Annotated in this window: 15 protein-coding genes; 4 read left to right on the top strand and 11 right to left on the bottom strand. The window is 45.8% G+C overall.

Going from position 1 to position 17,336, the window contains the following annotated elements; all coding sequences use genetic code 11:
* Positions 1 to 101: 101 nt before the first annotated feature.
* The 5 genes from JGK16_RS21905 to JGK16_RS21885 all read right to left on the bottom strand — a co-directional run bounded on the left by JGK16_RS21905 (position 102) and on the right by JGK16_RS21885 (position 6,242).
* A complete protein-coding gene (locus tag JGK16_RS21905) occupies positions 102 to 1,763 on the bottom strand; it encodes a trypsin-like peptidase domain-containing protein (RefSeq protein WP_293192527.1) in 1,662 nt (553 codons plus the stop codon).
* A 26-nt stretch (positions 1,764 to 1,789) separates the two neighbouring features.
* Positions 1,790 to 2,845 carry an RRXRR domain-containing protein gene (locus JGK16_RS21900; RefSeq protein ID WP_293184066.1) on the bottom strand — a complete coding sequence of 352 codons (1,056 nt, stop codon included), beginning with the start codon at positions 2,843 to 2,845 and terminating at the stop codon, positions 1,790 to 1,792.
* 332 nt (positions 2,846 to 3,177) lie between these two features.
* Positions 3,178 to 3,963: a serine protease gene (locus JGK16_RS21895; protein WP_293184063.1), complete on the bottom strand. Its 786-nt coding sequence runs from the start codon at positions 3,961 to 3,963 to the stop codon at positions 3,178 to 3,180.
* A 31-nt stretch (positions 3,964 to 3,994) separates the two neighbouring features.
* On the bottom strand, positions 3,995 to 4,558 hold the full coding sequence (locus JGK16_RS21890) for a COP23 domain-containing protein (protein WP_293184061.1): 564 nt from the start codon (positions 4,556 to 4,558) through the stop codon (positions 3,995 to 3,997).
* 397 nt (positions 4,559 to 4,955) lie between these two features.
* The gene (locus JGK16_RS21885) at positions 4,956 to 6,242 is read right to left on the bottom strand and encodes a Glu/Leu/Phe/Val dehydrogenase (RefSeq protein WP_293192526.1); all 1,287 of its coding nucleotides are present in this window, start codon (positions 6,240 to 6,242) and stop codon (positions 4,956 to 4,958) included.
* Positions 6,243 to 6,278: 36 nt separating this feature from the next.
* Between JGK16_RS21885 and JGK16_RS21880 the strand changes: the two genes are divergently transcribed.
* Positions 6,279 to 6,404, top strand: a complete 126-nt coding sequence (locus JGK16_RS21880) for a hypothetical protein (protein WP_293203398.1) — start codon at positions 6,279 to 6,281, stop codon at positions 6,402 to 6,404.
* A gap of 317 nt (positions 6,405 to 6,721) precedes the next feature.
* A complete protein-coding gene (locus JGK16_RS21875) occupies positions 6,722 to 7,333 on the top strand; it encodes a DUF4126 domain-containing protein (protein ID WP_293192528.1) in 612 nt (203 codons plus the stop codon).
* Between the two features lie 425 nt (positions 7,334 to 7,758).
* On the opposite strand, the gene hemH is transcribed toward JGK16_RS21875, so the two are convergent.
* Positions 7,759 to 8,922: a ferrochelatase gene (hemH, locus tag JGK16_RS21870; RefSeq protein ID WP_293184056.1), complete on the bottom strand. Its 1,164-nt coding sequence runs from the start codon at positions 8,920 to 8,922 to the stop codon at positions 7,759 to 7,761.
* 100 nt (positions 8,923 to 9,022) lie between these two features.
* On the opposite strand from hemH, the gene JGK16_RS21865 reads away from it, so the two are divergent.
* Positions 9,023 to 9,664, top strand: coding sequence for a class I SAM-dependent methyltransferase (locus JGK16_RS21865; protein ID WP_293184054.1), 642 nt, complete (start codon positions 9,023 to 9,025; stop codon positions 9,662 to 9,664).
* A gap of 227 nt (positions 9,665 to 9,891) precedes the next feature.
* Here JGK16_RS21865 and JGK16_RS21860 read toward each other — a convergent pair whose 3' ends face one another.
* The 5 genes from JGK16_RS21860 to JGK16_RS21840 all read right to left on the bottom strand — a co-directional run bounded on the left by JGK16_RS21860 (position 9,892) and on the right by JGK16_RS21840 (position 15,520).
* Entirely contained in the window at positions 9,892 to 11,022 is a 1,131-nt protein-coding gene (locus JGK16_RS21860; protein ID WP_293184051.1) for a hypothetical protein, read from the bottom strand.
* Between the two features lie 280 nt (positions 11,023 to 11,302).
* The gene (locus JGK16_RS21855) at positions 11,303 to 12,004 is read right to left on the bottom strand and encodes a GDYXXLXY domain-containing protein (protein WP_293184049.1); all 702 of its coding nucleotides are present in this window, start codon (positions 12,002 to 12,004) and stop codon (positions 11,303 to 11,305) included.
* A gap of 180 nt (positions 12,005 to 12,184) precedes the next feature.
* On the bottom strand, positions 12,185 to 13,585 hold the full coding sequence (locus tag JGK16_RS21850) for a DUF2157 domain-containing protein (protein WP_293192525.1): 1,401 nt from the start codon (positions 13,583 to 13,585) through the stop codon (positions 12,185 to 12,187).
* A 341-nt stretch (positions 13,586 to 13,926) separates the two neighbouring features.
* Positions 13,927 to 14,631 carry a DUF547 domain-containing protein gene (locus JGK16_RS21845; protein ID WP_293192523.1) on the bottom strand — a complete coding sequence of 235 codons (705 nt, stop codon included), beginning with the start codon at positions 14,629 to 14,631 and terminating at the stop codon, positions 13,927 to 13,929.
* A 499-nt stretch (positions 14,632 to 15,130) separates the two neighbouring features.
* Positions 15,131 to 15,520 (bottom strand): pentapeptide repeat-containing protein, encoded by a 390-nt coding sequence (locus tag JGK16_RS21840; RefSeq protein ID WP_293192522.1) that lies wholly within the window; start codon positions 15,518 to 15,520, stop codon positions 15,131 to 15,133.
* A 129-nt stretch (positions 15,521 to 15,649) separates the two neighbouring features.
* On the opposite strand from JGK16_RS21840, the gene JGK16_RS21835 reads away from it, so the two are divergent.
* Positions 15,650 to 17,128 (top strand): bifunctional orotidine-5'-phosphate decarboxylase/orotate phosphoribosyltransferase, encoded by a 1,479-nt coding sequence (locus JGK16_RS21835; RefSeq protein WP_293192520.1) that lies wholly within the window; start codon positions 15,650 to 15,652, stop codon positions 17,126 to 17,128.
* The last annotated feature ends 208 nt before the right edge of the window (positions 17,129 to 17,336 follow it).

The following is a 17,336-nucleotide window of genomic DNA, read 5'->3' as shown; positions in this document are numbered from 1 at the left end:
GTTATCCAAAAGTGAATAATGCTGAATATTCTGCTAGTTTAACACATTATTCAGATAATTGCAGCAAAATTCAGTAAATCAATCAACAGGAGAATGCTCCCCTACGAACCGGCTTGATTTTGCCACTTTTTGCCGAAATCTGTTAGCGTTTCCTTGGGAATTTGCTGCTGCAACCATTCCAAAGCCCGATTTTGGTGCGGGTGGAGGCCGGCGCGATCGTACACTTTGCAAACATCGACCAAATTAATCGGCCTGTTACCGACTCTTGCTATCAATTGAGTGCGCCACTCTTCAGCAAATTTCTGCATGGTTGGCGCGGGAATCCTGCCCTGCAACCACTCCAAAGCTCTTTCTTGGTGAGGACTTTGACCGCTGAGGTCGTAAGTATTGCAAACATTCACTAAACTCAAAAACCCGATCGGCCCTGCGGCTCTAGTTTGAGGTGGATTTACTCTGGCTGCGGGAGTAGGTGCAGGCCTTGTCGCAGGTGCAGTCTGGGTTGCTACGTTTTGCTGCGGCAGACTGCTAGCAGTCTTGCGTTGGGTACCCACACCGCAAACTAAATTATTTCTGCCGTAAGTCGGATCGGAAGGGCGAACATTGATTGGTGTGGTGGCTTCGCAGACAATGGAGATAGTCACCGGATTCTTTAAACTGGCGTTTTCTTCCAAGAAAATTGCTCCGACATAAGCTTTCATATCCGCAGATTTCGGTATTGCATAGTGAAAAGCGCCTCTGGTAGTGGTGCGAATTGCAAAGTTGTAATCCTGTGGCAATAAAATACTAAAGGTTTTGGCGATCGACCCCACAGAATTGAGAAAATCGTGGTTGCGAACCACATAGGTTTGCTGGCCGCGCACCATCGCACTAATTGCCGACTCCGCAGGTGATAGCGCTTCCCTCGCTGCGATGCGTTCCGGTGCTGGCACTAAAGCCTGCGACTGTTGTACTTCCGGCGGCTGGGCTGCGGGTGCGGGTGCGGGTGCTGGTGCTGGTGCGGGTGCGGGTGCTGGTGCGGGTGCTGGTGCTGGCGTTATCGGCGGTGGCGGTGCTATTTGCACGGGTGGATTCTGGGCTGAGGTCGATCGGGCGTCGCCCCTTATTTGGTTCCGTCTCGCCAGAAATATCTCAAAAGGAACGCCGTAATTCTCTACAGCCTGTTGAAGCCGCACGTCAGCTTTACCGTGAGTTGCTACCACACGGCCGTTGCTGTCGAGAACCGGGCCGCCACTCATACCGGGGAGAGAGGCGCCGTCGTAGGATAGTTCGTAACCTTCACGAGAGCCGGGGGCTCTACCGTTGACGTTGACAGGGTAAAAGCGGTAGCCGCGTTTGGTATCAAATTGTCCGGGACTGGGATAGCCTGCTACATAAACTGTTGACCCAGGCTGCAAATTTGCAGAGGTCGCAGTTTGAGCGACTCCGTAGTTATTTTTGCTTTGGAACTGCAACACTGCTAAATCTGTTCCCGGCACGTTTATGGCTTCGTAGATTTTGTAACGCATACCGTCGCCAGTTTGAATAAAGCATTCACCAGTAGTTGCTACGACGTGATTGGCTGTGAGGACAGTATAATTTTCACCTTGACGCTCAATTATCGATCCCGATCCCTGACAGTCGCCAGCGATCATTACTGTAAATTTTTTAGCAATTTCCCCGATTTCGGTTCGTTCTAGTGCTGGTGCTGGCAGAATTTGCACTGAGACGACGATCGCCACCGCCCCTACCAATGTTGTTGAAATTCTGCTATAAAATTTTGTCATCAGAAAAATGGGTTTGAAACCCCGTCCTAGAAGGACGGCTTTACAATGTTTGCAATGCGCCACGAGTTGTAAGCCAAAAACTTACAATCTGGGGGTAATGCGTTTTGAGTTAGACGCTTGCCAGTTTTTAACTCGTGCAAGCTAATTGTTTTTCGGTCTGGTTCTTTCTTTGTAGGAGATTCTTGCCATCCGCCAACATAACAGAACCCATATTTAGGATGTTTAACGATCGAACCACGCTTAAACCCCGCACTTAAAGTGCCACCGTACCGAGAGCGGATATGACCTGTAGAATGCTGCAAACGATGGAGTTGCCTGCGATGAAACTCAAGAGAGATTACTTCTATTAGCTTGGTATTGTCAGGTTGAATGTGTCCCCCTGTATACCAATTAGCTAATACCCAAGAATCAATGCAGTGAGCCTCAAACTTCTTCGATAGCTTCTGTTTGGATTTTTTTAGTCCTAAACTTTGACGTAGCTCATAAGTATCGTTTCCCGATCTAATCTCAAGATGGGCAATCTTTCTAATCTCACAGTAAAACCACTTTTTGCCCACTTCTAAAGGACTAAACGATACATTCCACACGGGCGATCCGTTTTTCCTCTTTTGTGCCTTGATGTCCTCTACAACAAATGTCGATATCGGAAACATCAATGTCAACCAGTTAGCTATCCTTAACTTCCACTGCCATCTTGATGCCGTGGATGGGGGGATACGATTTTTGTTAACCAGCCTGTTAGCTCTATTTTGGCGGCACGGCGTGTTCCGAAATCGACGAGATCGTCGCATATTGCGCCTGACCTCTACACGGTCTTTTACCCAATCAATTGCATGAGTTTGGATATTTAAGTAAGTATGCGATTTGGATTTAACGGTAAATCCTTCGCGCTTGCTGCCTGGATCGATGCCAACCGCTATGGGTTGATAGTTGTGATTTGAAGGTTCTGCATTTAGTCGGATGCAAAATACTCCTTTTTTCCAGAATGGTGTTGCCTTGCCTGATTTGATCCAACGCTTAGCACGGGCGTTGGTAGTCGGCATTAACGGTCTATTTTCACTGTTGACAACGGGTACAAACATTTACGGTAAGTCCTATTTCTAGGTGTATATTTCCCTTCGCCACTGACTGCCAGAGCGGTTAAAAACTAGAGAGGCATTCTTAACGTCTTGCAGGATACCACTCCCAGGCAGTTCAGTCTGTCTTTTAAGGACGTAGGCTAGACACTGTTTTAGTCTTGAATCAAGAAGGTGGTGAGTCTTCCTCTTTCAAGCCCCACGCCTTGATAGCTGGGGTTAGTGACTGTCCAATTATTTAGTTTAGTTTAAGGAATAGTAGGGCGGGTTTGTATATATTGTCGATCGCTCAAATCGCCACCAAGCCAAAGCACGAAATATCGCACACTCAATCGCGCCTATTTTTTCACAGAATTGGTTGTCATTTCCAGCCCTGAAGGTGCTAGCTGCTTAAAAGTGTCGATCGGAATTCCCCAACTGTACTTACTCATCTGCTCTCGCAGCGCTGCATTCGGTTCAGTGCCATCTTTATACTGGTATGGGTCTCCCCACAGCGGGTAAGCGTGGACGCCGTTAACCCCCACCACCTCGCCGCGAACATTCAGCAGCGGCCCGCCGCTCATCCCTTTTTCAATCTCATTGGTGTAACCAATTTGATAGCCACCTTCCAAAGCTTTATCTAACACTCGCCAAACTTTGCCAGTTTTGAAGACAAATCCTCGGTCTTTTTGACCTTCTTCTGTCAAAGGAAACCCACCTGCAAATACTGCATCCTCAACTTTTGGTACGGCACCCGGCTTAGCAGTGGTATATTCAACGCTGCTAGTAAAGCGCAACAACGCCAAATCATTGCCTTTAAAATTAGCGTCTTTGACGAAGATTGCAGGGTAAATTTTATTATCTGGGGTTTGGATTTGGTAGGGAGCCTTGCCGGCTTTGAGGACGTGTTCGTTTGTCAGTACGGTGTACTGCGAACCCTGCTTGCGAATGGCGATTCCCGTTCCGGCAACTTGTCCAGACGATCGCACCCTAACAGCGATAGACTCAGCTTGTTGCTGCAATTGCTGTTGCGACATTTCGACTGGCATCTGTTTTAAGAAATTTTTGGCACGCGGAAGTTGTGCAGGCAAAATCATTGAGATGCCACTGATACAAGTTGCCAAGATTAGTGAACGCCAATCCATGTTTGTTTAGCTCGCAGTTTCTTTGCTACTTTTACCACAAACGCTCGTTGTCTGGTAGTTCGTTTTCAAACCATTGATTGAGATTGACGTTAGCAAAGCCATTTTCGTATGTTACCAGTTGCTTTTCCCCACTCAGGTAAAGCGGCTGCTTGGAGGCGCGGTTGCGGGTGTTGAGCATTTCTTCGAGAATCTGGTTGGCATTGTTGGGCCGGGGTACTGTCAGCACTATTGCTTCAGCACTCGAACAGTTCCCGCTACCTCTGACTCTATCGACGCACAATACTTGTTGACCATTGAAAGTCCCCGCTCTCATGAATCGGAGTTGACCGTTATCGTTAAACCGTTGAAATCTAGCCGATACGTCTTCGCAGCGCCGTTTGGGAGTCCAACCTGAACCGGAAAAAGCTTCATTGTTCCAAACTATCAGCGGTACGGGGCCTTTAGCGGCCGTGCGGACGATGGTTGCTGGTTTGCCTTCGCTAATCCCGCAGAAAAATTGATTTCTGGTTTGAGCTTGGCTCGGCTGCGAAAAAACACCCGATGTACCTATAACGATCGCTGCCGCGGCGAGCTTGCCAAATAAAGGTTGTCTCATTAGAGTAGCCTATATAGTTTTAATGATTGGAATTTTTTTTACGTTCTCTCCCGTTAAACTCGATCGAGTTCACAGGAGACCCCTTGCCGCACATAGTTTTTAAATCTTGCGACCCTTAACATTTTACTTTACATTATCAAATAATATTAGTCAATCTGCGTCCACCAAATTTTTGATAATTAGCTGCTACCTGTTCTGAGCCTCGCCGCAGCCCGCCCCACAATCATATTCAATCTTTTTTTTGTGGAACAGGCTTCTAGCCTGTTGTTGTGGAACAAGCTTCTAGCCTGTTGTTGTGGAACAAGCTTCTAGCCTGTTGTTGTGGAACAAGCTTCTAGCCTGTTGTTGTGGAACAAGCTTCTAGCCTGTTCGTTCGATCGCACTTCCCAGCATTCCGTCAACCGTTTAGATAATAATCCCGCGTTCCCTTCGCATTCATAGCTTCTCCGAGTCGTTGCAAACCGTACACGTAAGCAGCAGTTCTCATACAAACCGACAATTCCTGAGATTTTGTCCAAATTGCCTCAGTTTCCTCAACCATTTTGTGCTGCAACCGCTGATTGACTTCCTCCAGCGTCCAATAAAGCCCACTGCGATTTTGCACCCACTCAAAATAACTCACCGTCACGCCCCCGGCATTGACTAAAATATCCGGGAACACCTGAATTCCCCGCGCTTCCAAAATCAAATCAGCAGCAGAATCTATCGGCCCGTTTGCTACTTCAAAAATAAACTTAGCCTTGACATCATTGACATTTTGTGCAGTGATTTGATTCTCCAAAGCTGCTGGAACCAGCACGTCTACATCTAAGGCTAAAAGCTGCTCGTTTGTCAAGATTTCGTGTTCGACAATATTGCAGACAGAACCTTCGCAGTAAATAGCTTTGATACCTTTGTTAGCTTCTTTGAAGTGGCGGATGCTGGGAATATCCAGCCCTTGTTTCGCATGAATTCCCCCTTGGGAATCGCTGACAGCCACAACTTTGTAACCTGCTTTCCAGAGCAATTCTGCTAATTCGGCTCCGGCATTACCAAAACCTTGGACGGCTACCGTTGTCTCCCACGGAGTTCGGTTAAATTTGGGTAGGAGATTTTGAATTACAAAAAAAGCGCCGGTGGCGGTAGCGGTATCTCTGCCTAAACTGCCACCGATTGTCACTGGTTTACCTGTCACAACCGCCGGACTGAGCTGCCGCTTAATAATATTGTACTGATCCATCATCCAACCCATAATCATGGGATTGGTGTAGACATCCGGTGCGGGAATATCGACATCTGGGCCGATAAAATCTGCGATCGCATCTACGTAACCCCGACTCAATCTTTCCAATTCGAGTTTGGATAATTCTTTGGGATTGACTGTGATTCCGCCTTTGGCTCCTCCAAAGGGTATGTTGAGCACTGCACATTTAAATGTCATCCAAAATGCCAGTGATTGCACTTCATCGAGGGATACTTTCGGGTGGTAGCGCACTCCTCCTTTCGACGGGCCTCTGGTATCGTCGTAGCGCACTCGATAACCTTGGAAAATTCGCAGGGAACCGTCATCCATCCGCACGGGAATTGATACGATTAAACTGGATTTGGGATATTTGAGCCGCTCGCTAGTATCCTCGGAAAGGGATACATATTTTAAGGCTCGTTCTAGTCGGCGGCTGGCATCGGCAAATAATGATTCAGACATAAGAATAGTTGACAGTTGACAGTTGACAGTTGACAGTTGACAGTTGACCGAAGGAAGAAGCTAGAAGGAAGAGGAAAGACGGGAAAAGGAACAATGAAGAAGGAAGAAGGAAGAAGAAAGAGGGAAGATAGGAGAATAATTTGCCGGAAAGCTCTGGGTTAGGTGGTATTTTAAATTTAATTATTTTGGCTTAACTGCTGGTTTTTCGATACTTTCTAATTTAATCACGATCGCAGGTTGATTCTGGATAACTGCCTTCTACCTTCTACAATAACTGTATAAGTGGCTTCTGTCTGATTGTCGATCGACAATCTGGCAGTCCCAAGCAGCAATTCAGCAGATACAGTTAAAATAGAGGGTGATATTTAAGCTCAAGCAGCAATTTGAGGAGAGATCGCTCAAATCACCGCCAGCCACCAGGGGAATTATATTCTGAAATCATCGACGCTTTAGCAAACGCTATAAACTAAATTATTATGATGGTTGGACTCCTAGCCGCGCTCTCTGCGTCTGCGGCGGGGGGTATGAGAATTGCCCTTCCCCTGCTGTTGATTGGTTTGTTGCGGATTGACAAACTTTGGTCAGAAATACCTCTATTGTCTCGCGTTCACCCCCAAGTGGTGATATCTATCTTGGTGAGTTGGTCGCTGTTGGAGGTATTTGCTTCTAAAACCTTTGTCGGACAGCGGGTGCTGCAAGTTGTGCAAATTATTTTTAGTCCTATTGTAGGAGCAATTATGGGAATTGCGATCGCTCAGGTAAGTGCGATCGACGAAATGATTCTTCACCCTGGGATGCTGTGCATCATTGGTATTGTCGGAGGTTTGCTGGCTTTAGTGCTGCAACTGGTACAAGCAGGATGGCTTTACCGACTACATATTTTACCGATTTGGGTGATTTTCCTGCAAGATGTTCTGTGTATTTCCTTGGTTTTGTTTGCCTTTGACGCCCCGAAAGAGGGTGCGTTAATTGCTATGCTGCTGCTGTGGTTGGCTATTCGCAGTTCTAAGGAGTGGTACCGCTGGTACAGAAGTCAGGGAGTACCGGGGGATGGGGGAAATCCCCGCCGCCACAAGCGCAATCCAGATTAATTTTTAGGTACGTAGTTGCGCTTGAGCGCTCTTTCTTAGGAATGATAATTAAATAACTTACAATCTTTATTGTTATTGTGGGATGGGCGTCCCGCCCGTCCAGAAAGGACGAGATCTTCTGGCCAATCCCACTTTCTTTGTGTAAATTATTTAATTCGCGATCGTTATATAAAAGCAAGAGCGCTGAAGCGCAACTACGTACCTTTCGGAGCGCTGAAGCGCAACTACGTACCTTTCGGAGCGCTGAAGCGCAACTACGTACCTTTCGGAGCGCTGAAGCGCAACTACGTACCTTTTATTCAATGAATTTAATCTCGATACAAAAACCGCCCTCTTGCGGTTTTTAGATACGCGGGGCGGGTTTTATATTGAGATTCTTTGTCTGCTGTTGGTTCGGATTGCAGGCTTCATCTGCACCTAAAGATCTAAAGCAAGCCGATCGAGTGTAGCGGGCCTTGACCCGTAATTAACTCGATCACTAATGCTATAAAACCAATCATTGCTACACGACCGTTCCAGACTTCCGCCCCCGTCGTCAAACCCCACTCCCACTGCTCTTGAGGGTACATTTTAACTTTCTTGGAAGGGCGTATCACATCCGCAAATTTAACGCTCGGAGATTCTATCGACTCGATTACTAAATCTGCCAAGGCTTCAATAAATACCGGATGAGTATTCAATGCAGGGACTCGATAGAAATTTTCAATCCCCGACTCTTCTGCTAATTCTCGATACTCCATGTCAATTTCTTGCAGAGTCTCGATGTGCTCGGAAACAAAACTAATTGGAACTACCAACAAATCTTGAACTCCACTTTCTGCTAATTCGGTAATCGCTTCTTCGGTGTAAGGCTTGAGCCATTCCACCGGGCCAACCCGACTTTGGTAAGCTAGTGTATGTTCGTTCGATCGATTCAAATGTTCCATAATCAGACGAGTACAATCTTGAATCTCCCGCTGATATGGGTCTCCAGCCTCTTCTACGTAGCTGAGGGGGACGCCGTGGGCGCTGAAAAAGATGTGAACTCGATCGGGATTTGGACTGTTATCTAATTCTTGGGCGATCAATTCCGACATTGCCTGAAGGTAGCCTGGTCGGTGATACCAAGAAGGAATCGCGGTATATTCTATCTGGTTGAGATCTGGATCTTGGTTCCACATTTCTTCTAGCTGTCGGAAGCTAGAACCGCTGGTGCTGATCGAAAATTGAGGATACAATGGCAAGATTGCCAATTGTTCGATGCGATCGCGCTTTATTTTGGCGATCGCCTCTTCAGTAAAAGGATGCCAGTAACGCATCCCCACATATACTTTGGCATCTTGTCCCTTAGACTGCAAAAGTTCTTGCAGCGCCAAGCCTTGTTCTTCGGTAATCCGCCGCAAAGGAGAGCCGCCACCGATTTGGCGGTAGTTTTCCTGGGATTTTTTAAAACGCAGAGTCGAAATCAACCAGGCGAGCGGTTTCTGCATCCACGGAAACGGAATGCGAATGATTTCCGGGTCAGCGAACAAGTTGAACAGGAAAGGACGGACATCCTCGATTTGATCGGGCCCGCCCAAGTTTAATAGTAATACTCCTACACGGCCCATAGCGGTTACGCCTCTCCCATCGTCTCAGTTCTGTTAGTTATTTTTATCATATAACTTAATAATATCTTAAGTCGATAGCAAGATATACATAATTTTGAATATGGCAACAATTTTGAGAGATTTAAGTTATAGGTATCAGTGGCTGTACGATGCGATCGCGCGTCTGGCTGCTTTGAGCGTAGGTGGCGAAACTCGTTTTAGGCAGCTAGCCTTGGAAAATGTGACCCTGGGCGCGAAAACTAAAGTTTTAGACCTTTGTTGCGGTAGCGGTCAAACTACGCAATTTCTCGTGCAATATTCCCAGGATGTCACAGGACTTGACGCTTCACCATTATCGCTGCAACGGGCAAGAAAAAATGTGCCATCAGCCAATTATGTAGAAGCTTTTGCCGAATCGATGCCTTTTGGCGACAATCATTTTGATTTAGTACACAGCAGCGTTGCGATGCACGAAATGCAGCCGTTACAGTTGAGGCAAATTTTTCAAGAAGTATACCGCGTGCTCAAGCCCGGTGGTCTATTCACTTTGGTAGATTTTCATCGGCCCACAAATCTGCTATTGTGGCCGGGGTTGGCTGTATTTTTGTGGTTGTTTGAGACTGAAACTGCTTGGCAGTTGATTGAAACTGACTTGGAGAGTTTGTTGGCCCAAGTGGGATTTCAACTCTACAATTCAGAAGAAAGCGAACAACCTAAACTTTATGCTGGCGGCAGCATTCAAGTTATCCAAGTTAAAAAATAGGTACGTTGTTGCGCTTGAGCGCTCTTTCTTTTATATATAAGCAAGAGCAAGTTAAAAAATAGGTACGTTGTTGCGCTTGAGCGCTCTTTCTGTATATCTAGGAAAGAGCAAGTTCAAAAATAGGTACGTAGTTGCGCTTGGGCGCTCTTTCTTTATATAGATCAAAGAGCGCTCAAGCGCAACTACGTACCTGGATTTAATGTGACATTTGCGTCCATGACTGTTGACTAAACAAACTTTTTCGCTTCAGCCAAAGCTGCTTCAAACTTAAGCAATACATCCTTTTCTGTGTGAATAACTTTCTCCTGTTCTAGTAGCGGGCGGCCAAACCGAAAAATACCATCTTGTTCTACGTGGTCTACAGCAGGAAGCGTTTCGGGATGTGGCAAAAATTTGCGACCGATTGTGTACGGCGTGTGGTAAGAAAAACTAAAATCTGGAAACTTATCGCTCTTAATTTCCAGGTAGTAAAGCGAATAATAATCCTTTGTTTCACAGTACACGCATTCGCGACACTTATTTACCAGTTTCCGGTTTTGATAGAAAAAATCCCACTTATCCCAATAGTAGTCATCTTTCATCATGTCTTGGTGGTCGTCGCACAGTTCGAGATATAATTTGTCAGCACCGGGAGGACGGTAAAAGTAAAGCATCGCATAGGGCATTTCAATCAGTAATTTGACTGCTTGATTTTTGCGCTCGTACCATTCTTGCTGGTGAATTTCGTAAATTTCGTAGACTTCGTTAGATTTAATTGCTTTAAAGCTGTTAAGCTGATTTTCTTTTGCCCACCGCGACGCCCAAACTGTCCAGTAAGCTAACTGGAAAGTTGCTGAAATTTCCGCCGAACCTTGTTCTTTCCAGTCGGAAATAATTTTTTCCCACGCTGCACTAAAAGCTCCTCGCGATTGTTCGTTTTGTTCGGAGTTTTCTGTATTGATTGGCTCGGCTGTTGGGCGATGATTTTTAATCAGTCCTTTGGGTTCTTTGCGCCAGTTATCAATGTCAGTTGGCGTGAGAGTTAAGATGAATCTTCTGTCGTGAACGGGATATTCTAAATGAATTCCCGATTTGCGAAAAGAGCGGTATTCTAGGATCGGGAGCCTGCCTTGTTCGATCCATTGCTGGCGTTCTGCTGCTGAACACTTGAGCATTGCTTCTAATTCTACCGGATCGACGGCTAATTCACTTTTGAAGGTCTCCCAAAATCTTTCTTGTTCGGCTGCATTTGCTTCCAGCACTGATACAATTGTGCTGACGATGCGATCTGTTTGGTCTTGAGAATTGTCGGGAAGTCCTAAGAAGTCGAGGAGTTGGGCTTTGAGTATTCGTCTGGCAGAAATTAGCTCGGCTAACATGAGAAGCTCCAGTAGAGTCTGAACTTGCAACCTTGAATTCGCAAGATTTGTGCAAGTCTTATATATCTTAATGGATTCTCTTGAGTTGTCGGCAATTGAATTCACATCCGATCGCCAATTGTAACGGATATTGTCTCGCACAGGTCGATTTTACGGGATTTGGGCTTGAAAGTCGTGAAGCCCACTACCCAGTCATATCTAAGCAAAAACACTCAAAGCCAGGTTGTAAGGTAGATTCCCTACGGGATAGCTACGTCGCGCGTGCTTGTGCCAAAACCGGCTAAAATCGATAATTGCGATCGCGCACCCACAAACTCACAGGCACAGCATGGCCTGTTTTGTCAACCTTGACTTCTACGACAAAAGACTGCCGCTGCTTCCGTTGAGCTTCGCTAATCTCGTCATTGACTTTTTCCCTTTCATTCTCGGGCATATAATAAGTTTCCAAGCCATATTCCATGCGCGAATCGTTATATTTGCCTTGAATGGCGATTTGATTGGCTGGCAAATTTGGGGGATTTTTCAGACTGACGCGCGTCGGTTTCCAAGGTTGGGGGCGGACAGAATTTGTCGCGGCTTTTGGCGCTTCTAAGATTACATAAAAACTGATATTTTGGTTGACACGGTATATTTGTTTTTCGCAAACAACTCCGCGCGGACAAGGTATTTTCTCTAGTTTTCCTGGTAAATCTTGCCAGCCGGGGAGCTTTTCGAGATTTGTGCGATCGGAAATATCATAACTCAAAACTTGGTAATATCCGCGCAAAAAGTCGTAGGGGTCTACTGGTGCAGTTTGCAAGACAACAGTTTTGCCAGTAACAAAAGTGTAAACTGCTGGAGCCGGTACTGCGGCAATCAGTCCAATTTGCAGAATCAATGGAATCCACAGCCGCCACCCGGGAAGCCGTTTTGCAGTGGGGGGAAGGGTGAAGGATGGGGACTGAATTAAAGTGTTGGTTGTTTCTGAGTTTTCGGTATTCATATTAGTATTTGGGAATTTGTGATTAATTGGTATGTTGTTGGGCTTGAGCCTCCTTGAGACGTATAGACAAAGAGGGCTAAAGCCCAACAACGTACCTAATTTTTAGGATAACAATAAAACGACCATGCTTCGATCGAGGGGCTAGGAAGATCGGATTGCAGTGAAACAACTATCTGACTTCTAATCATCGATTTTAGCGAAGTGTTTCTCGAACCACAAGCCAGCGGCAATTACGCCAATTCCACACAATACAAATACAAAAGATTTGAGCAACAATTCTGTGTTATATTCAAAGACTCGACTGATAATTTGCAAAGTTATCAATACCATTCCTCCCCAAAAACTCTGACGGTTTCCTAAAGCTAAACCTTCTCGGATTAAGCCGACTGCGAGCAGAAATGATAAAACATTAAACAGAAAAGTTGCTAATTGAGGAATTGGAGTAAAAGTCAGGTGAAAAAACGGTATGAAAGCGCTGGCGAGAATGAAAAGTGCGATCGCACCTGTAGTCAAATTCACTGCTTTTTGCGTGCGGCGGCCCATCTCCAAACGTCCCAAATGCAGCCACTCCAACACCGCTAAACCACCCAAAACAGCGACATTTGCCAACAAAACCCAATCAGGCCCGGTTTGTCTAGGTGTCGGCGAATCTTGCCAAAACCAGTGGAAAGACAGAAAGTAAAACAGACCGGCGAAGTACAGCAGTGCTAAACTGCGGGCGGTAGGTTGAAACAGTCTGCTGTGCAACTTCGGCCACATCGCATCGTCGTATCCCCACAGCAAAGCGGGCGCTAAACCACAAAATATTGCTGCACCCCAGCCGCCATCTGCTGCTTGGGCAATAGAAACTTGTAATGAGAAAATTATGGCGATCGCACCCATAGTAAAAATAACACGCGATCGACACCAATAAGCCAACGGCACAAACATCAAACTCGCAGCGATTGGCATTTGTCGCACCAAAACTTCCAGCCAAGAAAACTCAACTTTAGAAGACCAATCTAACACCGCCAGCCAATAGCCGAAACCGATTAAAAGTGCCGACAAAACACCCAACGAAGTCAACCGCAAACTGTAAGCCATTCCCAACACTCCGATTCCCCAGACTAGATAAAGTCCGTAAGCAGAACCGCCAATGTGGAACATTTGCGCCATCAGCGCCATATTTGCTCCTAAAATCAGAGCACCTAACAGTAACAATCCTTCACCGAGAAGTTTGTTTCGCCCTTTTGTTGCGGGTAAAATACTTGGATTTAAGTTTTTGTTTTGGGAAGGGGGAATGCGCCACAAATAAAAACCCGCCACATTGACTGCAACGAAAACGCTTAGCAGCATTGCAACTCTCACTTCGCGCGACCAAACTTGCCAGTTTGCTGCTACAAAGGTGATGACTCCTATACCTAGAAGTATGCTCCCCAAACCGATGAGAATGCTCAGAAATTGGTTGCGGGAAGCGGTTTCGAGAGTGTGAAATTGATATCGTTCCGAAAGTTGTTGGTAGAGAGATTTGTCGATGAGTCCTTCTGCTTCCCAGAGTTTGGCTTCTGCGCGCAACTCGCGCCGAAATTTATCTGAAATCATTTTCAATATTCCAGAGTGTTTTAACTGTGATTGTTATAATAATGTCACTTGTCGGTCGATTGTCAGTGGACGTTGGGACACCTGCTGAAGTTGCACAGGAGTGTTTGAAGACAGTAAACTTGAATTGCCTAAATTGTTGATTGATAGAGTAACCGCAGATGTAAGGCAGATAAACACGGATGAACGCGGATATTTTCAAGATAGTTGGCGATTTTTGCAATTCCAGTATATGATTGGTTTATAGTGATTTTCAAAGGTATTGCTAGAGCGAGAGATCAGGCAAAATCTCTTAAAATTATCTGCGTTCATCCGTGTTCATCTGCTTTACATCTGCGGTGGTTCTAAACTTGATTTAAATTCCAATCATAGGGCAAAAAAACGATCGCCCATTCATCGCTTACACCCACCTCCGGGCCCAAATAACCGCCCACATAGGCAGCTACCGAACCCGCATTCTTGACAAAATCCTCGCCGTACCACTCAAAAATCTTGCTCAAATAAAGCGTCTTTTTCCCAGCATCGTACCGCACTTTATCGGGATTCTTGATAAAACTATTCGCATCCGTCTCCAGTTGAGTTCGCACAGACTCGGGGAAGTAAGCGCCGCGGCGCAACAACGGACATCCGACGGAAACGCAAACTAAGGCAAAATGAATGCGCGCTTCGGCAAATTCCGGGCGCAAAATTGCGTGTTCGATTTGATTGAGACTGTACTTTTTGCGGCCAATAATTGAATTTGAACGGGTGAAGAATTCCAGAAAGCCCAGCCAGTTGGGGATTCCTAAAATTTTGGGACGGATGGAGGCGATCGGGTATACTTCGATTACTTGGGAAATTGCGATCGCATTGTACGCATTCAGCCACAGCGCCAACCGCGCATCCGCATCAGTCATAGCAGCTAAATCTACATCCGCCAAAGTTCCCAGCCAATTGCTCAAAACCTCCGCCCCTTCAGCTTTCCAGTGCCGATAATTGACGCGGCCGAAATCGTCAACGTAGCGTTTTAGTAACTCGTCCCAAGTCGAAAAGTCGATCGAATTTATCATTAAGTAGAAGGGAGAAAGAAGAAGGAAGAAGGAAGAAGGAAGAAGGGAGAAGGGAGAAGGGAGAAGTAAGAAGGAGGGAAAAGAGATACACAGCCAGCTTTTTAGCTATCCGTATTTCACGTTTAATTAGATCGATTTACCAGCAAGAATTGGTTGAAAGCCGGAACCCTTTGAGGGAGAAATTAAACTCAAACTATTCATTACTCCAATCCTCTTCGTTTTAGGTAGAAGTCGCTTTCCAACTATCAACTGTCAACTGTCAACTGTCAACTGTCAACTGTTGAATTACTGTCCACATTCTAAAGCCGACATTGCTTTAGCTTGGGGTTTTATTTATTGTACACTTATTTTCTTTTAAGTCTTGTGCGGTAGCCTTCGACGCTGCCCAAAAGTTCAATTTAAGTGTACAGCCTTTCTCAAATAAATGAGGTATGCCCTATGCCCTATGCCCTATGCCCTATTAGCAGCTCATGTTACACCAGAAAGGCGATACAACAGCTTATTTAATACTACCGTCAACCCAAGTAGCCCCTTTCAGCTTAGCATTTTCCAAATTGGCCCCCGTCAAATCGGCTCCGGTCAAATTAGCATCAGTCAAATCAGCACCTGCTAAATTAGCTTGCCGCAAAGAAGCCCCGCTGAGTGAAGCCCCACTCAAATTTGCCCCAGCTAAATTAGCTTCTCTGAGATTCGAGCCTCTCAAATCTGCCCCTTGCAAATCGGCATTTGCTAAACTCGCTTGCTGGAGGGGAATGCTTCTCAAATCGCATCCCGGACATTGGTTAGTTTGCCGCAACTGGTTGATTTGCTGGGGGTTCGCTGCAATCACCGCTGTAGCCAACCCGAATATCAGTCCGAATGAAATCGCTCCCAAAGTTACAGATTTCATGGTCTTTACCTTCTACAATTATAAAAGATTCTTAATTTAAACTTCAACGGCGATCGGTTTATTCCGGCACAACACCAATCCCACTTTCTGATGTTAATTTGTAATTTTTCGTTACCAAACAAACCAACTATGAGCGATCGCACAAATTTTTTTGATAAACTGTTAGCGGCTGTTGAAATCAATCAAAGTCTGCTGTATTTAGCCCTCGATCCCGACCCGGAAACCTTGCCAGCACTGGTTTCGATGACTGTCGATGAAACTCAAAGTTTTGTAACTGATTTGTTGAAAAGGCTCAAAAGTGCGATCGACCAAACAGCCGATTTAATCTGCGCCTGCAAAATCACCCTCGGTTTTTATCAATCTCTCGGCATTCCCGGCTGGCAACTGCTGCAACAAATATTAACAATTATTCCCGAACACATACCAGTAATTTTAGATGCCAAACACAGCGATTTAAACAGCAGCGCCGTGTTTGCCAAAACCGTATTTCAAGACTGGCAATTTGACGCTGTTACCTTAAGTCCTTACGCGGGATTCGATGAAGTAGCGCCATTTTTATTATATCCCGGAAAAACAGTCTTTGTCCTCTGTGCCACGGCCAACCCGTCCGCCGCCGAATTGCAAGAATATCCGACAGCAGAAAACCCTTTCTACTTGCAATTAGTCCGAGTATCTCAGACTTGGGGAACTCCCGAACAACTGGGTTTAGCAGTAGGAGTAATGCCGGATATGTTGGCGCGAATCCGCCAAGCTGCTCCCGAACGGCTGATTTTAGTTGAAGGAGACATCGCCGGAGAAAATCACTTGACAGAAGAAAACGACCTCGCGCAACTGCTGGCGGCCGGTTTAAGCAAGAATGGTGAGGGTTTATTGCTGCCAGTCCCCCCAAGTTTGTTGGCGGGGAAAGAGCCACGCCGAGAAATTGAGAAATTACGGGATAATATTAACAAAGAGAGGCTGCGCGCGATCGAAGGAAGTCCGACTTGCGAATTGTGGCTACCGGATGTTTGCTTTTTGCAACCGGAACCCAACCGCGATTTAATCTTGCAACTTTATGACATTGGCTGCGTAGTTTTTGGCGACCACGTACAAGCATCGGGCGCTGTATTTCCATATTACATTGACTTGCGAAAAATCATTTCAACTCCACAAATTTTCCATCAAATTGTCAGCGCCTACGCAGACATTCTCAAAGACTTAAAATTCGATCGCATTGCGGGCATTCCCTACGGTTCTTTACCTACAGCAACGGGTTTAGCATTGCGAATGGAACGCCCGATGATTTTCCCGCGCAAGGAAGTGAAAACCTACGGTGCGGGTAAGTTAATTGAGGGGCATTTTCAGCCTGGAGAAACGATTGTCGTAGTCGATGATATTTTGATTAGCGGTAAAAGCGTGATGGAAGGTGCGGGGAAGTTAAAATCTGCGGGGTTGAATGTGGAAGATATTGTGGTTTTGATTGACCACGAACAGGGAGTGAAAGATAAATTGAAGGCTAACGGTTATCGCGCACATTCTGTGCTAGCACTTTCTGAAATAGCTGAGATTTTGTATCAAGCAAATCGCATTGATACCGAACAATTTAATATGTTGACAGCCGAAGGCTAAGTCACAATTGTTGTAGGGGCGGGTTCGCCGACATCTATGAAACCCATAAACAATCTCATAAACCCGCCCTCCTTCGCCGTTATTTAAAGCAACATTTAATCTTAAAAAATTGGGTACATTTGTATTGTTTGTTGGGCGGGGGCGGGTTTATGAAATTCTCGATTTTTGCCGTTGAATTTGGGTGAACCCGCCCCCTAGAAGTCGGGGA

Source organism: Microcoleus sp. PH2017_09_SFU_O_A (assembly GCF_020738625.1).
Classification (GTDB): domain Bacteria; phylum Cyanobacteriota; class Cyanobacteriia; order Cyanobacteriales; family Microcoleaceae; genus Microcoleus.
Note: the sequence above shows the minus strand (reverse complement) of the source record. Positions and strands in the feature narration are given on the sequence as shown.

Bases quoted from the DNA above. Each gene is read 5' to 3' on its own strand.
- JGK16_RS21840 (WP_293192522.1), bottom strand. From the start codon at position 15,520: ATGAAATCTGTAACTTTGGGAGCGATTTCATTCGGACTGATATTCGGG.
- JGK16_RS21890 (WP_293184061.1), bottom strand. From the start codon at position 4,558: ATGAGACAACCTTTATTTGGCAAGCTCGCCGCGGCAGCGATCGTTATA.
- JGK16_RS21850 (WP_293192525.1), bottom strand. From the start codon at position 13,585: ATGATTTCAGATAAATTTCGGCGCGAGTTGCGCGCAGAAGCCAAACTC.
- JGK16_RS21845 (WP_293192523.1), bottom strand. From the start codon at position 14,631: ATGATAAATTCGATCGACTTTTCGACTTGGGACGAGTTACTAAAACGC.
- JGK16_RS21895 (WP_293184063.1), bottom strand. From the start codon at position 3,963: ATGGATTGGCGTTCACTAATCTTGGCAACTTGTATCAGTGGCATCTCA.
- JGK16_RS21860 (WP_293184051.1), bottom strand. From the start codon at position 11,022: ATGTTAGCCGAGCTAATTTCTGCCAGACGAATACTCAAAGCCCAACTC.
- JGK16_RS21905 (WP_293192527.1), bottom strand. From the start codon at position 1,763: ATGACAAAATTTTATAGCAGAATTTCAACAACATTGGTAGGGGCGGTG.
- JGK16_RS21835 (WP_293192520.1), top strand. From the start codon at position 15,650: ATGAGCGATCGCACAAATTTTTTTGATAAACTGTTAGCGGCTGTTGAA.
- JGK16_RS21865 (WP_293184054.1), top strand. From the start codon at position 9,023: ATGGCAACAATTTTGAGAGATTTAAGTTATAGGTATCAGTGGCTGTAC.
- JGK16_RS21900 (WP_293184066.1), bottom strand. From the start codon at position 2,845: ATGTTTGTACCCGTTGTCAACAGTGAAAATAGACCGTTAATGCCGACT.
- hemH (WP_293184056.1), bottom strand. From the start codon at position 8,922: ATGGGCCGTGTAGGAGTATTACTATTAAACTTGGGCGGGCCCGATCAA.
- JGK16_RS21885 (WP_293192526.1), bottom strand. From the start codon at position 6,242: ATGTCTGAATCATTATTTGCCGATGCCAGCCGCCGACTAGAACGAGCC.
- JGK16_RS21875 (WP_293192528.1), top strand. From the start codon at position 6,722: ATGGTTGGACTCCTAGCCGCGCTCTCTGCGTCTGCGGCGGGGGGTATG.
- JGK16_RS21855 (WP_293184049.1), bottom strand. From the start codon at position 12,004: ATGAATACCGAAAACTCAGAAACAACCAACACTTTAATTCAGTCCCCA.